Origin of the sequence: Microbacterium sp. 2FI (assembly GCF_005502885.1) — a bacterium.
Lineage (GTDB): Bacteria > Actinomycetota > Actinomycetes > Actinomycetales > Microbacteriaceae > Microbacterium.
The window spans coordinates 57838-76793 of the sequence record NZ_SCMR01000015.1; the positions used below are offsets into that span (position 1 = coordinate 57838).

Consider the following 18956-nt stretch of genomic DNA (forward strand, 5'->3'; position numbering starts at 1 on the left):
GCTCCACTTCCTTGGGGTTGCGCCGTTCACATGCCGGCGATCTTCAGTTACTGTACGAGTGCGTACGCTTTTTGGCAAGCGCGAGATGCGCGATCCCTTACGGCGTGCGCAGTCCGTGGCCGAACGAGAAGAGCGGGTCGCGCGTGTCGAAGGGGACGTCTTCCCGGCTCTCCTGCACGGCCGCCATACTGCGGGGCAGGTCGAAGGGCAGGCGTCCCACCGCCGCGGATTCGCCGAAGACCACGTCCATCAGCGCCCGAGCGCTCGCACCGTAGCTGCCCAGAAGAGCGCTCACCCCGTCCGCGAACGGCGTGAGGATCGCGGGCCGGTCCAGGAACACGTCCACCACCGTCGGGACCCGTGCGGCGACATCCTTCACGTGCGCCACCGTCCCGGCGGAGAACTCGAGCGAGCCCGCGTGGAAGAAGCGCTCGAAGATTCCTGGACGGTCCTCGAACGGCGCCTGCAGGCGCAGGACGGCGAGGTCGGCCAGGGACGGATCGTCGACCACCCGGCCGTATTCGGCGACGACGTCCGGATCGATCCCCTCGCTGTAGATCCGGATGCCGCGGCGGGCGGGGAGCGTCGGCTGGGCGTCGCCTCCGCTTCGACCGATCGAGCGATTCGTCAGGACAGTCACCGACTTCCGTTGCGCGAGTTCTCCGCCCGCACGCGCCTCGGGCGAGCCGACGATCTCGTCCGCGGCAGCGGGATCCACGGTCGCCGCGTCGAACAGACCGAGGACGAACTTCTCACGCAGGAGTCGACGGACCGACTCGTCGATCCGGTCCTCGGTCACGGCACCGCTCTGCACGAGACTGACGAGCACGTCGGGAATGTGCTCGCCACCGAACTGGTCCACCCCGGCCTCGATCGCGATCCACATCCGGTCGGGCACGGAGCGGTCCTCGAGACCCCAGGCCCGCGCGGGGTGCACTTCGCCGGCGAGATGCCCGTCCGAGAGCAGTCCCCAGTCGGTGCACACGATCCCGTCGAACGAGTAGCGCTCCCGGAGCAGTGTCGTCACGACACTCTTGTTGAAGCCGAATCCGACTTCCTCCCAGTCGGTGCCGACGGGCATTCCGTAGTAGGGCATGACCTGACTGGCGCCGGCTTCGAACGCCGCCTCGAACGGCCGCAGGTGCAGTGCGGCCTGGTCGCCGGGATAGACCTGCTCGCGACCGTAGGCGAAGTGCGCGTCCTCGCCGTCCTTCTGCGGTCCCGCTCCCGGGAAATGCTTCACCATCGTCGCAACGGACCGGCTGCCGAGCTCGGAGCCCTGGAACCCCCGGATATAGGCGGCCGCGAGACGTGCGGTGAGCTCGGCGTCCTCGCCGAACGTGCCGATCTGTCGCGCCCACCGCGGCTCGGTGGCGAGATCGATCTGCGGGTGCAGCGCGACCCTGAGTCCAACGGCGAGGTACTCCTCGCGGGCGTAGCCGGCGAACTCCTCGACGAGGTCCTCGCTTCCGATCGCAGCGAGTCCGAGCGGCTCAGGCCACTGCGAGAACGATCCCGCCATGGCGGCGGTTCCGGGATTGTCGGTGAAGGAGTGGCGAGGATCCGTGGACAGCGTGACCGGGATGCCGAGCCGCGTCGCGGCAGCAAGCTCCTGGAGCGCGTTGTGCCAGCGCGCGAGGGCCGACGGGGACCCTGCTGAGCCGAGCACATTAAAGTGGCTCATCGCCTTGTCGGCAATCATCTCGGTGACGGGTGGAAGCCCGAACGCTCCCCCGCCCACGTCCACGGCACCGCCTTCACCGGGCATCACCATGGTGTGGAACATCAAGCCGGCCTTCTCCTCCAACGTCATCTGAGACAGGAGGAGCTCGACGCGTTCATCGACGGGGCGAGTGGCATCGAAGTAACCGCGGTCGACCGCGACGTCGATTCCGTCCGCCGACGTGTCTACTGAGGTCGTCATCGCGTCACCGTCTCGCTTCCATACGCCGCGAACTTGGCGAACATGTCTGCCAGCATCAATCGAGTGTCGAGCTGCACGAACAGTCGAACTTCGGGCAGATCGGGTCGAGCACCGTCGTATCGCCCATCCGCCGTGAGGACCGGACGCGTGCGCCACTCCGAAGCGGAGGTCGCAGGGTCGGCCTCGAACGACGACTGGAGCGCGGTGAGCAGAACGAGCGGATTGTCGCCGAGGATGAACGTTTCACCGAGATTCAGGTGGAACTGACCCTCGAGCATCTCCACGAACCCCTTGAGGCTGTCAACGAGGTGGCGGCCGAGTGCCCCGCCTGACCGCGCGCACGCGTCGAGTTCCGCCCACGACACCAGGCACTGGCCGTACGTCTGCTGGGGCACCTGCCACAGCGGGATCGGTGCGGCGAACACCACCTGCGCCGCGGCGAAGTCGATCATCACATTGAACTCGGGTCGGCCGTCTCCGGCATCCGGATCGGCATCGTAGGACTTGCCGCCGATCCACACGAGCGTGAGCCGTTCGGCAATTGCGGGTTCGTGAAGATAGGCGGTGGCGAGCTCGGTCAGGCCGCCGCCCGCTGCGTAATACAGCGGCAGCGTCGTGTCTTCGCGCATCGCCTCTTCGATGATGGCCGCAGCGGCGGGGGACAGAGCTGGCGTGATCCCCTGCTCGAGACCCTCATCAGATCCGCGCACAACGGGAATGCGGGATCCGAGCAGCTCCAGAACGACACGGGCGGCCTCCACCCCGCGCGGGACGGCATCGACCGCGCCGGGCCCCATCATCGCCGGGAGACGCGAAGCGATGACGAAGGGGATCTCGACCGAGGGCGAAAGCACATGATGCGCGAGCTGGAACAGCCCGTCGGGATCTCCGACGTAGTCGTTGTCGACGATGACGCGTGCTCGCACTGCCATGGGGGCCTCCTCGATTGCATGACTCATGGATTCATCGCGCAGCGAGAGACCGTGCGCCCGAGCTGACTCGGCCGCAGACTCGCGTCTATGCGACTCAATAAGTGTACGATATCGTACGCTCATGGAATCGTGTGATGTTCTGATCATCGGAGCCGGCCATGGCGGCGTGTCCGTCGCCGCCGAGCTGCGTCGGATCGGCTACCCCGGATCGATCACGCTGGTGAACGGAGAGGGTGCCGCGCCGTACCACCGCCCGCCGCTGTCGAAGGCGTGGCTGAAGGGCGATGCCGACGCCGACTCGGGCTGGCTCCAGCCTCCTGGCTACTTCGACCTGAACGACATCCGCCTGCTCTCGCGCACCCGCGTGGCGGAGCTGGACGCGGAGCGTCGCGTCGCGCACTTCGACGACGGCCGGACGTTCGGCTTCGAATTCGCCGTGCTCGCCACCGGGGCCCTGGCTCGCCCGCTCCCCGGGCAGACCGATGGACAGCTTCCGCTCCTCAGCCTGCGAGATGCCGCCGACGCGGCGACGCTCAAGGAGCTGCTCGCGCCGGGATCCCGACTCGCCATCGTCGGCGCAGGCTTCGTCGGGCTGGAAGTCGCGGCCACCGCACGTCACCTCGGCGTCGAAGTCTGCGTGATCGAGCGGGAGTCGCGCGTTCTCGCCAGACTCGCGAGCGTCGAGCTCTCGGCGCAGCTCGCCCGACACCACGAGGTGCACGGAGTCGAGATTCTGGTGGATGCCGATGTGAAGGCCCTCAGGTCGAATCCGCAAGGCGGCATCGACGTCACCATCGGCTCGAGTGCGCCCCGCGAGTTCGATTCCGTGCTGGTCGCCATCGGGGCGGTGCCCGATGAGACGCTCGCGCGCACCGCCGGACTCGACTGCAGCAACGGAGTCATCGTGGACGACTGCGGACGCACATCGACGCCACATGTCTTCGCCGTCGGCGATGTCGCGCGGCGTCCCCTTCAGCCCTTTGCGGACTCCGCCCGACTGGAGAGCGTCCACAACGCCAACGAGCATGCGCGGATCGTCGCAGCGACGATCGCCGGCGCGGCGTCACCGGTCCCGGCGCCGCCCTGGTTCTGGTCGGATCAGTTCGATTGGAAGCTGCAGATCGCCGGCCTCCTCCCGAACGACGCCGACACCGAAGTCCGTGGCGATCCCGCTTCGGGATCGTTCGCGCTGTTGCATCGTGTCGATGGTCGCCTGCGCTGCGTGGAGGCGGTCAACGCCTCGCGCGAGTTCGCGCTCGGCCGACGCCAGATCGCTTCCGACGCAAAGCCTGCGGATCAGCTGATCAGCGCGTCCTGATGAGGGCCGGCCAGCGGGAAGGTGAGCGAGTGCTCTCCGGCCTCGAGCTCGCGGTCGTGACCGCCCACCTGCACGACCGCCTGGGTTCCCGGCGGAACCGTCACCTGCAGCTCGACGCGACCGTCGTTGATCGACCAGGAGTTTGAAGCGAGGCCGTACGGCGTCTCGATCGAGGTTCCGGCGCATGACAGGCCCGAACGAACCGCCGGGGCGACCAGGAATCTGCGGTAGCCGGGCTCGAGGGGAGCCACTCCTCCGATGTGCTCCTGCAGGAACCGGGCGACGCTGCCGAACGAGTAGTGGTTGTGCGAGCCCTTGGCCTGACCGTCCTCCTTATAGCCCTCCCAGTTTTCCCAGATCGTCGTGGCGCCGTTCTTGACCTGGTCGAGCCATGCCGGTGCGGTGTCCTGGAAGAGCACCCGGTACGCGACGTCCTCATGACCGGCCTCGACCAGGGCGGGCAGGAGCATCGGCGTACTGAGGAAGCCGGTGCCGAGATGATCGCCCGCGGTGGTGATCAGCTCGACGAGCCGCTCTGCCGCCACGGAGCGATGCTCAGGAAGAAGCAGGTCGAACGCCAGAGCGCGGACGTAGTCATCCTGCTTGTCGTCGCCGATCCTCGACCCGCCATCGCGGACGAAAGCGGAACGCCAGGCGGCGGCCGCGCGCGAACCGAGTTCTGTATATCGGTGTGCGTCGTCCTCGCGCCCGAGCACGTGCGCGATCCTGGCGAGGACCGTGCTGGAGTAGGCGAAATAGGCCGACGCGACAACCGGTCGGTGTGTGACGAGATTGCCAAGCACCTCGCTGAATCCTTCGCCCGGTCGGAGCCACTCGCCCCAGTGGTACCCCGTATCGACGATGTACGCCTCCAGATCGCCGGCCTTTCCGCTCAGGCGTCGTCTCAGGCTCGTCTTGGTCGCGGCCCTTCGGGCGAGCTGGTCCACCCAGGCCCTGGCGCTGTCGTATTGGCGGCGCAGGACCTCCACGTCGCCGTAGTACTGATACAGGGTCCAGGGCAGGAGGACCGTGACATCGCCCCAGCCCACGGATGTGCTGGAGAAGCGGATCGGGTTGCGCTTCCTCCCCGCGGAGTCCTCCGTCGGGATGATGGGGGGCACCCGTCCGTCGTCGTACTGCTCGGCAGCGACGTTGCGGAGGTATCGCCGGAGGAAGCCGTCGGCGTCGACGAGCTGCGCGGCGGTCGAACCGAAGACCTGGATGTCGCCCGTCCACCCGCTTCGCTCTCGCGTCGGGCAGTCCGTTGGAGTGTCGACGAAGTTCGAGCGCAGACCCCACAGCACGTTCTGCCACAGCCGCTCAAGTCGGGGGTCGGAAGCACTGAAGGTCGACACACCGGGGAGGTCGCTCGAGAGGACGACGCCTGTCGCAGCATCCGGTGCCAGCGGTGCAGTGAGGCCCTCCACAGCGACGTACCGGAATCCATGGATCGTGAAAGCCGGCGTGTACGAGACCGGATCGTGCGCGAGCACCACCTCGTCGCGCTGGAACCATTTGTCACTGCCGCCATGGCCGAGGCCGAGGTATCCGGTATCCAGCTCACCCGCTGGCGTGAGGACCTCGCTGTACAGGATCCGGACGGTTCTGCCGGCGCCCGCCGGCAGCTCGATCCTGGCCACGCCAGCGAAATTCTGCCCGAAGTCGATCAGCACTGTGCCGGTCGGCGCGGCGCTGACCACACCCGACAGCTCTTCGATGGCCGTGACGCGGGCGACGTCCTCCGCGATCAGCTGACGGTCGTGCGGCGCCAGACGCACCGCCGGCCGGGGTTCCAAGACGTTCCCGCCTTGGCGTTTCCACGCGGTGTCGTCGATCCGCAGATCAGCCCGCTCGCCGTGCTTCGGGTCGGAGGTCCGTATGCGGCCACGCCCCACCGTCCAGTCTTCTCCCGAGCGGATCTCGACGGTCGTACCGTCGGCGAGATCGAGGTGGATCTGAACGATCACCGAGAGGTCGTCGCCATATACACGACCCTTCTTCGACATCCCGAGGCTGCCTCGGAATCGCCCTTCTGCCACCACCACCCCGACCGCATTGAGGCCCGCGGCGAGGGCATCGGTCACGTCGTAGGTCTGGTACTCGACGTACTGGTCGTAGGGCGTCCAGCGCGGGACCAGCGAATGCCCGGTGAGGTCCACGCCATTGATGTAGAGCCGGTACCACCCGAGTGCACTGACGTACGCCCGACCCCGGACGACAGGCGCCGACAGCACGGTCTCCGATCGAAAGTAGAGAGCCGACTTCTCCATGTGCTCCATGGGCGGATGCGTGATCCAGTCGGCACCCCACTCAGCGGGGTCGAGGATGCCGGTCTCGAACGACGCGGTGGCACTCCACGGCGAGACCTCTTCCCCGGCCCGGACTCGAACCCTCCAGTGATAGGTCGTCCGGGACGAGAGCGGCGGGCCCGCATACGTGAACCCGAACGGCGCAGCGCGGTCCACCCAGCCCGACTCCCACGTGTCGGCGGAAGCGAAACCCCCGTCGATGGACACGGCAACCTGTGCGGCCGTGACTTCGGCGCCGGGCGCGAGCAGCCAGGCGAACTCCGGCGCTTCGGGGCCGATGCCCCGCGGAAGCGACCGGCGATTCGTCGTGAGTGCGGAGGGCGCGATCGTCATCGGGGCACGCTTTCTGGGGAGGTTTGGGGCAGTCGAGCCCGGTCGCGCATAAGCCTGACTGGCTCCTGCACTCTTACGGTTCTCGCGAGAGAACTAAGAGTACGCCATCGTACTGTTTCATGTATGCTCCATTCGACCGCGGCAGTGTTGCCCGGAAGCAAAGGAGCACAGCATGTCGGAGCAGCCGAGTCTCGCGAACCCGGGCGGGAGCCCAGAGGCCGTTCTCGTCCAGGCCACCATCGACCCGACCGAACACCAAGGCCGAGAGCCCCGTGGCTACGTCGCGACCCTCACCATCGCGAATGTCGGAATCCTCATCGCTCTGCTGGCACCGATCATCGTGGGTCTCGCGTTCAAGCTGCAGCACATCAGCGCCACGCCGGAGGAAGGCTCCACCGCGCTGGGTCTGACCCTAGGGCTCGGCGCGCTGTTCGGAATGGTGGTGAACCCCCTCGCCGGCCGCTTGTCGGACCGGACGATGTCACGCTTCGGTCGGCGCCGCCCCTGGGTCGTCGGCGGAATGGCGCTGGCTTTCGTCGCCTTGGTCGGGATCGGCTTCACCCCCACGATCTGGGTCGTCATGGCGCTGTGGTGCGTCGTCCAGACCGGCATCAACATGGCGACCGCCGCGATGAACGCGACGGTGCCCGAGCAGGTGCCCGCCAGCCGACGCGGCCTGGTGTCCGGTCTCCTTGGAATCGGCACCTCGATCGCCATCCTCGGCGGCATCGCCCTCGCTCAAGCTCTCACCGAAGACTGGCTCCGCTTCGCCATCCCGGGCGCCATCGGCCTCGTGCTGGTCATCATCTTCGCGCTGATCCTGAAGGACCAACCGCGCACCTCGCGGCCATCGGCGAAGTTCGGCCTGCGCGAGTTCGCGGGATCCTTCGTGTTCAACCCGCGCAAATGGCCGGACTTCGGATGGGTGTGGCTCTCGAAGTTCTGCATCATCTTCGGGTACATCGGTGTCGCCTCGTTCCTGCCGCTGTACCTCACCGAGCGGTTCAACCTCGGCGAGCAGGAGGCGATCACCGTGATCCTCTTCTCGAACCTCGCCGGTACGGTGACCGGTCTCGTCTCCGGCATCGGTGGCGGAGTGCTTTCCGACCGACTGGGGCGTCGCCGCGCGTTCGTGGTCGCCTCGGGGCTGATCACCGCCGCCGGACTCCTCCTGCTGGGATTCGCCCCCGATACGACGATGGTCATCGTGGCCCAGGCCGTGATCAGTTTCGGCGCCGGCGCGTTCTTCTCGGTGGACACCGCCCTGGCAACACAGACGCTCCCGAAGACGGGAGACACCGCGAAGGACCTCGGGGTGCTGAACATAGCGAACACGCTGCCCCAGTCGATCGGACCAATCCTCGCAACGCCCATCATCGCGATCGGAGCGACGACCGCGATCGGCGGGTACTCGCTCTTCTATGTGATCGGCGCCGCGGCAACCGTGATCGGCGCGCTGCTGGTGCTGAAGGTCAAGGGCGTGAGATGACACAGCCCAAACGAACTCTTCACCCTGACCTAGCCAAGGCGCGCTTTCTGCCGCCCATCTCGATGGGGCCGCGCCTGTCGGGCCTCGCTCGCCGGATGGCCAGCAAACCCAAGCCCGCACCCGACGACATGATCATCGAGGACGTCACCGTGCCCGGGCTGCGCGAGAACCCGCCAGTGAAACTGCGGGTGTACCGCACGCGAGACCTGAAGGGCCCCGCGCCCGCCCTCTTCTGGCTCCACGGCGGCGGCTTCATCATGGGAACCCCGCTGCTTGACGAACAGAGCAGCATCAACTTCGCGCGCGAACTCGGAATCGTCGTCGTCGCAGCGACGTATCGGCTCGCCCCCGACCATCCCGCGCCCGCAGCGGTAGAGGACGCGTACGCCGGGTTGCTCGCGGTCGCCCGGACGCCCGGTAGGTTCCATGTCGACCCGACCCGCATCGCCATCGGCGGGGCGAGCGCCGGAGGAGGCTTGACCGCAGCGCTCGCGCTCTACGCACACGACAGAGGCGAGGTGACTCCCGTAATTCAGCTTCTCGTCTATCCTATGCTCGACGATCGCACAGTGGTGCGGACGGATGTCGATACCCGCTTGCTCCGTGGTTGGACGCCGGGGAGCAACCGATACGCCTGGACCGTCTACGCCGGTGCTACGCCCGGTTCGGACGACATCTCGCCGTACGCGGCTCCCGCGCGCAGAGCGGATCTGACCGGCTTGCCGCCCGCTTGGATCGGGGTCGGAACGATAGACCTCTTCTACGACGAAGATCTCGAGTATGCTCGCCGACTGCGCGCGGCGGGCGTGAGCTGCGAGTCCGTGGAAGTGCCAGGTGCGTTCCACGGATTCGACAGCGTGATGTCCAATGCGAAGGTCAGTCAGGAGTTCTGGCGGCAGCAGGCGGAGGCGCTGCGACGCGCGCTTCGCTGACCAGTGCCGCGCCGTTGTCGAGGCCAGGTCGGAGATTGGACGGGACTTCAGAGGCGCTCGGAGGCAACTCGGACTCGCGCCGGTGCTATCAGATGGGCTGTGGGGGGAAGCTTGACGTCCGCACGCAAAGCACGGGCGCGAACACCTCATGCACGGCCTCTGAGCGACCCGCAAGCCGTTCGAGAACGAGCTCCACCGCGCGAGCACCCATCTCGAACCCGGGCTGGTGCACGGTTGTGAGGCCGAAAGCAGGGTTCCGCGCTATCGGCACGTCGTCGTAGCCAACGACCGAGATGTCGGGGCGGTGCTCCCGGACCGCCGCCAGTGCTCCGATCGCGAGGTCGTCATGTGCAGCGAAGATGGCGGTGAAGTCTGCGCCGGCTCGAAGAACCTCAGCAACGGACGCGTACGCCGGGTCCTGGCCTTCCTCTGTTAGGAGGATCACCGGCTCTGCGAGACCCAAGCTCTCCATGAAGGAGGTATACGAGCGACGGCGGATGTTGTGCGGGGTTTCCGCGAGCGTTTCTGATTCCGCCACCGTTAGGTGCGCGATTCGGCGGTGCCCAAGGCCGGCCAGATGCTCCATTGCGAGGACAGTCCCCTCGGCGTCATCCCCGATCACCGCATCGTAGGCCGACGAAACATCGTGCCTCCCGAACATCACGACTGGCGTGTCCGCTGCGATCCGCTCAATTTCCTCCTGCGCTACGCGCGGCGAAACGGCTACGATGCCCTCCACCTGTCGGTCGATGAGCGCCTCCAGCGCCTCGAGGCCTTGCCGCGCACCTTCCTGCGTTGGCGTGATGACAGCCTGATAGGGCGTCGTTGCCAAAGCCCCCAGCATCCCGCTGAGCATGCGGATGAAGAACGGGTTGCCAAGATCGGAGTAGCCGATGCCGATCGAGAAACTGCGCCCCCCGAGTGCTCGAGCAGCCATCTTCGGCCGGTAGCCGAGCTCGGTCACCGCGTTGCCCACTTTTTCCCTCATGGCCGGACTCACGCCGTAGGCGTTGCGCAGCACCTTGGAAACGGCGGCGCGCGACACCCCCGCGGCCCTGGCAACGTCTTCGATCGTGGCCGCTCGGCGTCGATCCAATGACATCTACTACTCCGTCTCGCGCTCGACTGAGATTGGCGCTCCGTCGCGGGCATCCCGACCACACATGCTAGCGGCAAACGTAGATTGGTCTATCAAGGTCGGCCGGGTCCTCGGCTGTCACGTTTGGACATCTCAGGTTGAGGCGCGCACGTCTACCGTCTCCGCACGCCATCGCGCATCGCGCCATCCCGGGATCGCTCAACCGTCGCGAGTGGGTTACTATGTAACTGCAAAGTAGATCGCTCTACACATGTCGAACTCTCACTCAACGTCACCACAAGAGGCGGGCGGCCAGCAGCCGGCGCCCGGCACTTCGTCGCGGAGAGCGACCGCACGCGATGTCGCCAGACTGGCAGGAGTCGCAACGGGGACGGTTTCGAACTTCTACAACCATCGAGAGCGACTTTCACCGGAAACCGCGGCGAGCATCGCCGAGGCGGTCAGGCTACTGGGATTCCTTCCGAGTGGTCCCGCCCGAGCGCTCGCGCGTGGTCGGGCGGAGATCATCGCAATGCTGGTCGACCGGCACGCGGCAGATAGCTACGCCGCGTATGCGGAGGGCGCTATGCACCGCGCCGCTGCGGGCGGATTCACCCTCTTGCTTCATCCGCCTACCGCGCTCGACACGCAGAGTCAGGCTCGCATGTCTCAACTGCTCGACGCGAACAGGTTCGCCGGGGCGCTCGCCGCGCTGGGCGACGGCGCACCTCCGTTGTCGGCAGCGCCCTCACCCGCCCCGATTATTGCGGTGGGCATCGAGCGAGACACATCAAGCGGCTGCTCGGTCGTCGTCGATGAGGAACTCGGCGGACTGATCGCAGGCCGCCACCTCCTCAATCTTGGATGCCGCCGACTCCTCGTCGCGGGCGGCGGGGTTTCACCCCGAGCTTCCGCGCGAGCCGCCGGAATTCGACGCGCGGTGCAGGAGTTCACCAACGCGGAGTGGGTCAATGACTGGGCTGCCAAGCTCAACTCGACCGGCGAACAGTCGCAGAGTGCTCAGATCCGGGAGCCGGACGGGCTCATCGTGATGCGACTGGACTCCGGCGGCACGACGAAGGACGCACTGCCGATGTCGACGGGGAAATCCCGGAATCTGCCGACCGTGGCCTTTGACGATCGCGCACTCTCGAACGACGCACTCCCGCAGGTCGTCCACATCCTGCCGGCCGCGGAGCAGATGGGGTCAACAGCCGTCGACCTCCTGCTTCAGGAGCTCGACGACCCCCTGCACGATCATGTCGTCGTTGCGGTCTGCCCAGAGCTGCTCGAAGGCTAGCGATACTCGCCGGGAACGGCACCGGTCAGCCAGGACAGTTCGTTCTGCTCCACGAACAGCGAAAGAGTCTGGGTGCTGCTAATCGACCATGGCCGATGCGCTTCCATGGTTTTCAGCAATGCGCCCGCTGTCTGGGCGCTCGGCTCCGTAAGCAGGCGCGAACAGAGCTGCGCAAAGCCGATCGGCGCGTCCGGTAGGCCGGCGACAAGCGATTGGAGGTATTTGTTCCCCCGAAACAGGATCCGGCTGTCCGCGAGCAGAGCCCGACCGGCCGCCTGCACAGCATGGACAGCAGCCCACCGCAACAGGTACTCGTCGGCGAGCGCATCACCCTGCGGAGCGAAGTAGCCCGCGTAGAGACGGAGTTGCGCAATGAAGGTTTCGGTCTTCTCGATCCAAGCAGCCTCGGGCACCTCGACGATACGTGAAAGCTGCGTGACGAAGTCCGTCCCGCGAGTCCATGCAACGCGCGCGTCGACGAACGACGCTCGTGTGGGGTCATCCGCGCGCGACTCGGCCATTTCGAGGTAGCTCGGCGAGACGAGCTTCACGTCGACGTAGCCGCCCGTGTACGTCGCCACTCCGTAGTCGACGTAACTCAGTTGATTGCGAAATCGGGCTTGCTCGAATTCGCTCTCGTCGACAACCAGGTAGACGTCGACATCGGAGTCGATACGTTCCACCCCTCGGGCTATCGAGCCGACGAGAATGACTCCTTGTGCTGCTGCTTCCTTCTCCCGCGCCGCGACGAACGCGCGGAGGGTGTCTTCATGATGCTGCAAGCTGTGCCCTTAGAGCCGAGCTGCAACTGGCGCTGTGAGGAGGATCTCGTGGACGCCCGGTTCCAGTTCCACCTCACCGAGCCGGTCGTCGATGTACACTCCCACGGTGCCAGCGGGAACGACAACGGTGGCACGGACGTCGCCGTTGTCGCGCGACCATCTCACGGAGGCGTCGCCGAACGGCGTTCGCAGGGTGGCGGCCGCCCACTCCAGCGCGTTTCCGGGCTGGGGCGAAAAGAGGATGCGACGATACCCGGGCTCGAGCGGCGCAAGACCTGCAAGCGACCGGTGCATCCAATCGGCGACCGCGCCGAGCGCGTAGTGGTTGAAGCTCGTCATGTCACCGGGATTGATGGTGCCATCGGGAAGCATGGAGTCCCAGCGCTCCCATACGGTGGTCGCACCCATCGTCACCGGGTAGAGCCAGGACGGGCAGTTCTCCTGGAGCAGAAGCCGGTGGGCGGTGTCGATGCTGCCGGTGGAAGTCAGCGCGTCCATGATGAACGGCGTGCCCGCGAACCCCGTCGAGATGTGGAAGTCGCTCTCGACAACGAGCTCCTCGAGCCGCGAGCCCGCCCACGCCAGGTCGTCGGATTCCAGAAGCCCGAACACAATCGCCAAGGCGTATACGGTCGTGCAGTCGCTGTGGATCCGCTGACCGCGGACGTAGGCCTGTCGGAACGAGGAACGCAGGTCATCTGCCATCCGATGGAATTCTTCCGCCTCCGCTTCCCGTCCGGTCAAAGCGGCCGACTCGGCAACGATCTGCGCGGTCCGGAATGCGCAGGCGGTGGCGACGACGTACGGGTCTGCCTTCGCGTTCGCGGCCTCATGAGGCGGAGCGTCAGGGTCGAGCCAGTCGCCGAACTGGAACCCGGACTCCCAGATCCCCCGATCGGAGAGCAGCGACCGTACACGTCGTGCGTGCGCGGACATCGAGGGGAACGAGTCTTGAAGCACGTCGAGGTCTCCGTATGCCTGCCACAACGCCCATGGCACCCAGGCTGCGGCGTCGCTCCACACTGCGGTGGAGTCGAGCGGCGAGAAAGCCGCGGGTATGCCCATGTACTTGAGAATGTCTGGGACGACGAACGGGACTATGCCGTCCTGGTGCTGCTGCTCGAGCGCCAGGTCACGGAGCCAGTCCTGTAGGAAGCCCTTCACGTCGTACAGGTACGCGGCTGTCGGGGCGAAAGCAGCAATGTCCCCGGTCCAACCCAGCCGTTCGTCCCGCTGCGGACAGTCGGTAGGCACATCGAGGAAGTTGCCGCGCATGCCCCACACCACGTTCTGATGCAGTCGGTTCAGCTGCTCGTTCGAGCACTCGAATGTGCCGATGCGCTGCAACTCGGAATGCACGACGACGGCCGTCAAGTTCTCCGGGCGAACCGCTGCGAGGCCACCCGGCCACCCTTCGACCTCGGCATAGCGAAATCCGTGGAACGTGAACGTGGGCTCGAACTCGTCTACTCCGCCGCTCAGCGTGAATTGATCTGTTGCCTGCGCTGACCGCAGCGGCCGTGTGCCGAGTTCAGCGTGCTCGAGCACCTCCGCATGGCGAATCGTAACGACATCCCCGACGTCACCCTGTACCTGCACCCGGATCCACCCGACGAGGTTCTGCCCGTAGTCGACGAGAACCTTTCCCGCAGGACTTTCCCAGATCCGCACCGGTGTGATCGTCTGCTGCCGGCGCACCGGCGGGCCGATGTATGGCTCCAGTTTGGCGAGGTCGACGTCAACCAGATGAGTCCCCACCCAGGCCGAGTCGTCGAATCCAACCCGGTTCCAGGCGATCTGCTGGCGCCGCGCGTCGATGTGTTGACCGTCGTACAGGCTGTTCGCAGTAGTAGCGCTTGGCCCGCAACGCCATGAGTCGTCGGTGACGATCCGCTGGACGTGTCCGTCGTCGAAGACAATCTCGATGTCGACAAGGGCGGCAAGTTCGGGACCATACGGCGGTGCACCACCGTGCCAGCCCAGCCGGCCCCGGTACCACCCGTTTCCCAGCGCAACGCCGATCGCAACCCGATTGTGGTCTGACTCGGAGAGAGACGCGGTGAGAATTGCCGTCACGTCGTACACCGCGAATCGCAGCCGCCACTCGTAGCTGCTCCATCCGGGAGTGAGGACGTCTTCCGAGACCGCCATACCGTTCACGTACGCCTCAACGACACCGAGTGCGGAGAGCCGCATCGTGGCGTTCACGACAGGTCCGTGGCCCGCATCGAGGGCTACTTCGGTACGCAGGAGAGGTGACCCGTCGAACTCCTCATCAGGGGCGGTGAAGGCGCCTTGGAATGCGTTCACGAGGATTCTGCTTTCATCGTCGAGGACGTTGGGTATACCCGTGATCCGAGGGTCGCGCTTGCGGAAGCGCCGATGTCGGTGCTGGAAAGTCCCGCCTCGAAGAGGTATTGGCCTTCGATGACGCGGTAAGCGGCGTGCTCGGCGTCCCAGATGGCCAGGTCTCTCAGTGGGATGGTCACGGATACTTTGGCACCTGCACCCGCGCCCAACTCGATCGGCGCGAATCCTACGAGGGTGCGGGCCGGACTCTCCGCCGCGGCTGGCGGTGTTTGGTACAGCTGCACGACGGTTCTTCCCACGCGAGCGCCATCGTTGCGGATTCGGACACGAACGTCGATTTGGCTCTCCGCCACCGTCAACGACTCGATACCCTCGATGGAGAACGCGGTGTATCCGAGTCCGTGACCGAAGGCGAAGGCCGGTCGGTGTTGATGGGCGTGGAACCAGCGGTATCCGACGAGCAGATCCTCTGAATAGTCGGCGACACCGTCGATGCCGGGATACTGGGCGAGCGTGCTGACAGGAGTCGTCTGTTCCGAGATGGGGAACGTAAGTGGAAGCCGGCCGCCCGGCTCCGCATCGCCGAACATCAGTCGAGCGAGAGCCGGGGCGAATCGCTCGCCAGGATTCCAGACGTGCAGCACTGCGGCAACGTCGTCGGCCCAGGGCATCACAATGGGTCCGGCGCCACAGGTGACGACCACGGTGTTTGGGTTGGCGCGCGCGATCTCTCGAACGAGGCGTTCCTGATCGCCTGGCAAGGACAGCGACTCCACATCCATCGCCTCCCCACTGACCCGTCCGACCACGACGACGGCGACGTCGGCGGCGGTTGCCGCCTTTGCTGCGGCGGCGATCCTGTCATCGGGTTCGGCAAGGCCGACTTTGACACCCGGGGTCACGATCGGAGGGATCCGGAATGCCGGACCGCTCTGGTACTCGACACGCAGCGTCGCTGGGGTTCCGGCCTGAAGCATCACGGTCGCCTGCACCGGGTATTCGGGGCCGTGGATCATCGGTGACGCTTCTCGATACCCCGACGCGAGGAGCTCGTCGTTGAGGTAGAGGCTCGCCTCGCCGCCGAAGGTGAGACTGATCAGGTGTTCGCCCGTCAGTTCGGGGACGAACACTGCCGAGAGGACGGCCGACCAGTCTTCGGTGGCCGGGACCAGCGGCTCGTGGAGAGCGAACTGGTCCAGCGTTCGATGGGTGATCGCGCCCGTCGTTTCGTCAGTAATGGTCACGTCGACCTGGCCGCTCCAAGTCGGCAGAGGGACGTCCCCACGCGATCCCGCAATAGTCGTGACCTCAACTGGCCCGCACTCGGCGAGCGCGTCGGCGAGCAACGCGATCCGGGTGGGGCTCAGCGTTACCGCGGCCGAACCGCCCATCACAATGAGATGGTCGACGTTGTCAATTCCGACGAGCGCGATCGAGCCGATTGTGTCGCGGTCAAGCGGCAAGATGCCGCGGTTGGCAAGGAGGACGCTTCCACGTTCGAGGATCTCCTGCGCAAGATCTTGTGAGCGGTGATCGTCCACAGGCTCCGTCGTGGGTGGAGCCACTTTGACGTCAGCCTGCGCAACCGCCCATCGAGTGTGGCGCACGATGTCGTCGAGGCCCTGCTCGGAGAGTCCCCGGACCATCGCGTCGGTGCGGCCCGCAGTTCCGCCGAGGGCGGGAAAGTCCAGCCCTGCGGCGAGAGCACGGGCGTCGTCCCGAACGGCGTGTAGGAAGTCTGGAGTTATGAAGCCGTCCCAGCCCCATTCACGCAGGATGTTGAGGATATCGGTGCTCTCGGAGACATAGTCACCGCCGATCCTGTTGTAGGAGCTGAGGACCGCGCCCGCTCCGCCTGCCATCAGTGCACGCCGGAATGGCTCCGCATATACTTCACGCAGAGCGCGAGGCGTGACCTTCACATCGATCGCCGCGGTTCGGCGACCGAGTGGCCCGAGACCGGTGCGCAGGTACTCGAAGTTGTTTGCGACGAAGTGTTTGGGGACAGCGAGAACCCCCTGCGATTGGATGCCTCGGACGATGGCAGCGCCCACGTCCCCGACGAGGACGGGGTCTTCACCGAGCGCTTCGGCAATACGGCCGGCCCACGCTACACGAGCGATGTCGAGTCCCGGCGCGAGGATCCCGTTGCGGCCCGCCGCGAGACTTTCGCGGCCAAGTGCGATCCCAAACCGCTCTGCGAGGTCGACATCGAAGGATGCCGCGACCGCTAGGCCCGAGGGGAAGGCCGTCGCGCCGTCGGCGCCGCGGATTCCATTGGGTCCGTCGGTGTAGATCAGCTCGGGCAGATCCGCTGCGGGAAGGTCGTTGAGTGCAACCGCGATCTTCTGTTCGTGGGTCAGCGGTATGGCCGCGTTCAAATCTTCCATTTCGACGGTTCAGCCCTTCACCGCACCGGACGTCATGCCCGAAACGATCTGCCGGTTGAAGAAGATGTACATCAGCAGGGGCGGGATCGTGATGAGCAGGATGTTGGTGAAGAGCAGATTCCATTGACTGAGGTTCTGCGCAGAGAAGGTGTAGAGCAGCAGCTGGACGGTGGCGTTCTCATCGCCGGGCAGGAAGTACAGCGCGTACGTGAAGTCGTTGAAGATCGCCAGCGACTGCACCACGATCACGGTCACCATCACCGGTCGGAGGAGGGGCAGTATGACCTTGAAGAACAGCCGCAGCGGTCCGGCACCATCGATGATCGCCGCCTCGTCCAACTCGCGCGGCACCGTTGACATAAAGGCAGTGAAGAGGAGGATGCAGAACGGCAACCCAAACGCGATGTGCACCGCGATCAGCCCGCCCAGCGTCTTGAAGATCCCGAGCGTCTGCATCGCCCAGATTGTGGGAACGACCGCGGGCGGGATGATCAGCCCGGCGAGGACCAGAGCATTAATGAAGGGGTTCCACCGGCTCCGGCGGCGTTGGAGGACGAATCCGACCATCGCGGCCAGCACGACCAGGGCCGCGACGGAGACCACCGTGAGGATTGTGCTGTTGATGAAGGCGGTGACGAGCAGGAAGTCGCGGGTCTGGAATACGGTGACGATGTTTTCCCAGAGCTGCCACTCGGTCGGCCACGTGAACTGCAGCAGCGACGCTTCCTGCTGCGACTTGGCAGCGATGAACAGGATGAATGCGAACGGAACAATGAAGACGACGATCGAGAGGGCGATGGCGGTGATGCCGCCTCCCCAGCGCCAAGCAGTGTTTCTCATGATTCCTTGCTCCCCCGATTGAGCCACGCCGAGAGCGGGAAGATGATTGCGGCGACGACGATGAACAGGATCACGTTTCCGGCGGTGGAGAGGCCGAAGAACCCCGCTTGGTACTGCTTGTAGATGACGGATGCGATGACATCGCTGCTGAAGCCTGGCCCACCCTTGGTCATGGTCCAGATCAGGTCGAACGAGCGCAGGCCGCCGATCAACGAGAGCAGAATGACGGTTGCCGTTGCCGGTCGCAGCAGCGGCAATGTCACGTGCCAGAAGTTCTGCCACGACGATGCGCCGTCCACCTTTGCTGCCTCGTTGTACTCCTGCGGAATGGCGGCGATGCCTGCGAGGTAGATCAGGGTGGCGAGGCCGACACCCTTCCAGACATCCACCATGGCCACAGAGAAGAGCGCCCACTGCGGGTCGGTCAGCCACCCAGGTCCTGTGATCCCGATGGCGGCCAGCGCCTGGTTCACGACGCCGTCAAACGGGTCGAGGAGGGCCTTGAAGGTGACACCGATCCCGATTGTGCTCACCAGAACGGGAAAGAAGATCACGCTGCGAAGGAAGCCGCGTCCGATCAACTGCGATGCGAGGAGGACTCCGAGCGCCATTCCGAGGACGACCTTAGCGCCCGAGGTCAGGAACGCGTAGATGAAGGTGTTCGTGAAGCCGGCGACCAACGCCTGCTCGTTGAAGAAGGCGACGAAGTTGTCCAACCCGATGAATTCGACGTCGAACAGCGTCCATCTCGTCAGCGCGAAGTAGAAGGACGCGCCGGTGGGGATTAGGAAGAGCAGCAGGTAGAAGATCCCGGCCGGCAGATAGAACCACATCGGGTAGGAACTGTTATTGCCGCCTGCGACTCGACCGCGCCACCTACGCCGCTTCTTCGGTCCGTCTGGCAGGTCGACCAGCAGCTCTGCTGCTGACGCGGCGCTCACCGCTGATGCCGTGCTCATATCATCTCCATTGAAGTCTGCAAGGGGTGGGTTGGACGCCCTGGGGCGCCCAACCCACCG

The 18956-nt window shown here is 65.6% G+C and carries 13 protein-coding genes; 4 read left to right on the forward strand and 9 right to left on the reverse strand.

From position 1 onward, the window contains the following. Positions 1–97: 97 nt before the first annotated feature. Together FFS15_RS12725 and FFS15_RS12730 are read right to left on the reverse strand one after the other, a co-directional pair. Positions 98–1924 (reverse strand): glycoside hydrolase family 3 N-terminal domain-containing protein, encoded by a 1827-nt coding sequence (locus FFS15_RS12725; protein WP_137845411.1) that lies wholly within the window; start codon positions 1922–1924, stop codon positions 98–100. Then, positions 1921–2856 carry a nucleoside hydrolase gene (locus tag FFS15_RS12730; RefSeq protein WP_137845412.1) on the reverse strand — a complete coding sequence of 312 codons (936 nt, stop codon included), beginning with the start codon at positions 2854–2856 and terminating at the stop codon, positions 1921–1923. The genes FFS15_RS12725 and FFS15_RS12730 overlap by 4 nt, the downstream gene beginning before the upstream one ends. A gap of 121 nt (positions 2857–2977) precedes the next feature. Here FFS15_RS12730 and FFS15_RS12735 point away from each other — a divergent pair, with 121 nt between their 5' ends. Beyond that, complete coding sequence (locus FFS15_RS12735) at positions 2978–4174, forward strand: FAD-dependent oxidoreductase (protein WP_171013187.1); 1197 nt, start codon at positions 2978–2980, stop codon at positions 4172–4174. Here FFS15_RS12735 and FFS15_RS12740 read toward each other — a convergent pair. Then, complete coding sequence (locus FFS15_RS12740) at positions 4153–6816, reverse strand: alpha-L-rhamnosidase (RefSeq protein ID WP_137845414.1); 2664 nt, start codon at positions 6814–6816, stop codon at positions 4153–4155. The genes FFS15_RS12735 and FFS15_RS12740 overlap by 22 nt on opposite strands. A 172-nt stretch (positions 6817–6988) precedes the next feature. On the opposite strand from FFS15_RS12740, the gene FFS15_RS12745 reads away from it, so the two are divergent. Both FFS15_RS12745 and FFS15_RS12750 read left to right on the forward strand, forming a co-directional pair. Beyond that, positions 6989–8305, forward strand: a complete 1317-nt coding sequence (locus FFS15_RS12745; protein WP_137845415.1) for an MFS transporter — start codon at positions 6989–6991, stop codon at positions 8303–8305. Between the two features lie 95 nt (positions 8306–8400). Continuing rightward, complete coding sequence (locus FFS15_RS12750; protein ID WP_249354038.1) at positions 8401–9237, forward strand: alpha/beta hydrolase; 837 nt, start codon at positions 8401–8403, stop codon at positions 9235–9237. Between the two features lie 88 nt (positions 9238–9325). Here the strand turns inward: FFS15_RS12750 and FFS15_RS12755 are convergent, their stop codons facing one another. Then, complete coding sequence (locus FFS15_RS12755) at positions 9326–10339, reverse strand: LacI family DNA-binding transcriptional regulator (protein WP_137845417.1); 1014 nt, start codon at positions 10337–10339, stop codon at positions 9326–9328. A gap of 508 nt (positions 10340–10847) precedes the next feature. Here FFS15_RS12755 and FFS15_RS12760 point away from each other — a divergent pair. Next, positions 10848–11615 (forward strand): substrate-binding domain-containing protein, encoded by a 768-nt coding sequence (locus FFS15_RS12760; RefSeq protein ID WP_249354040.1) that lies wholly within the window; start codon positions 10848–10850, stop codon positions 11613–11615. Here FFS15_RS12760 and FFS15_RS12765 read toward each other — a convergent pair. Genes FFS15_RS12765 through FFS15_RS12785 form a run of 5 tightly spaced genes read right to left on the reverse strand, consistent with a single transcriptional unit; the run spans position 11612 to position 18896 of the window. Continuing rightward, positions 11612–12397 (reverse strand): nucleotidyltransferase domain-containing protein, encoded by a 786-nt coding sequence (locus FFS15_RS12765; RefSeq protein ID WP_137845419.1) that lies wholly within the window; start codon positions 12395–12397, stop codon positions 11612–11614. The two genes, FFS15_RS12760 and FFS15_RS12765, sit on opposite strands and share 4 nt — an antisense overlap. Positions 12398–12406: 9 nt before the next feature. Then, complete coding sequence (locus FFS15_RS12770) at positions 12407–14707, reverse strand: alpha-L-rhamnosidase (RefSeq protein WP_249354042.1); 2301 nt, start codon at positions 14705–14707, stop codon at positions 12407–12409. Next, entirely contained in the window at positions 14704–17097 is a 2394-nt protein-coding gene (locus FFS15_RS12775) for a glycoside hydrolase family 3 C-terminal domain-containing protein (protein WP_137845420.1), read from the reverse strand. Before FFS15_RS12775 ends, FFS15_RS12770 begins: the two co-directional genes overlap by 4 nt. Before the next feature lie 9 nt (positions 17098–17106). Further along, entirely contained in the window at positions 17107–17937 is an 831-nt protein-coding gene (locus tag FFS15_RS12780; protein WP_137845452.1) for a carbohydrate ABC transporter permease, read from the reverse strand. Continuing rightward, positions 17934–18896, reverse strand: a complete 963-nt coding sequence (locus FFS15_RS12785) for a sugar ABC transporter permease (protein ID WP_137845421.1) — start codon at positions 18894–18896, stop codon at positions 17934–17936. The genes FFS15_RS12780 and FFS15_RS12785 overlap by 4 nt, the downstream gene beginning before the upstream one ends. Positions 18897–18956 lie beyond the last annotated feature (60 nt).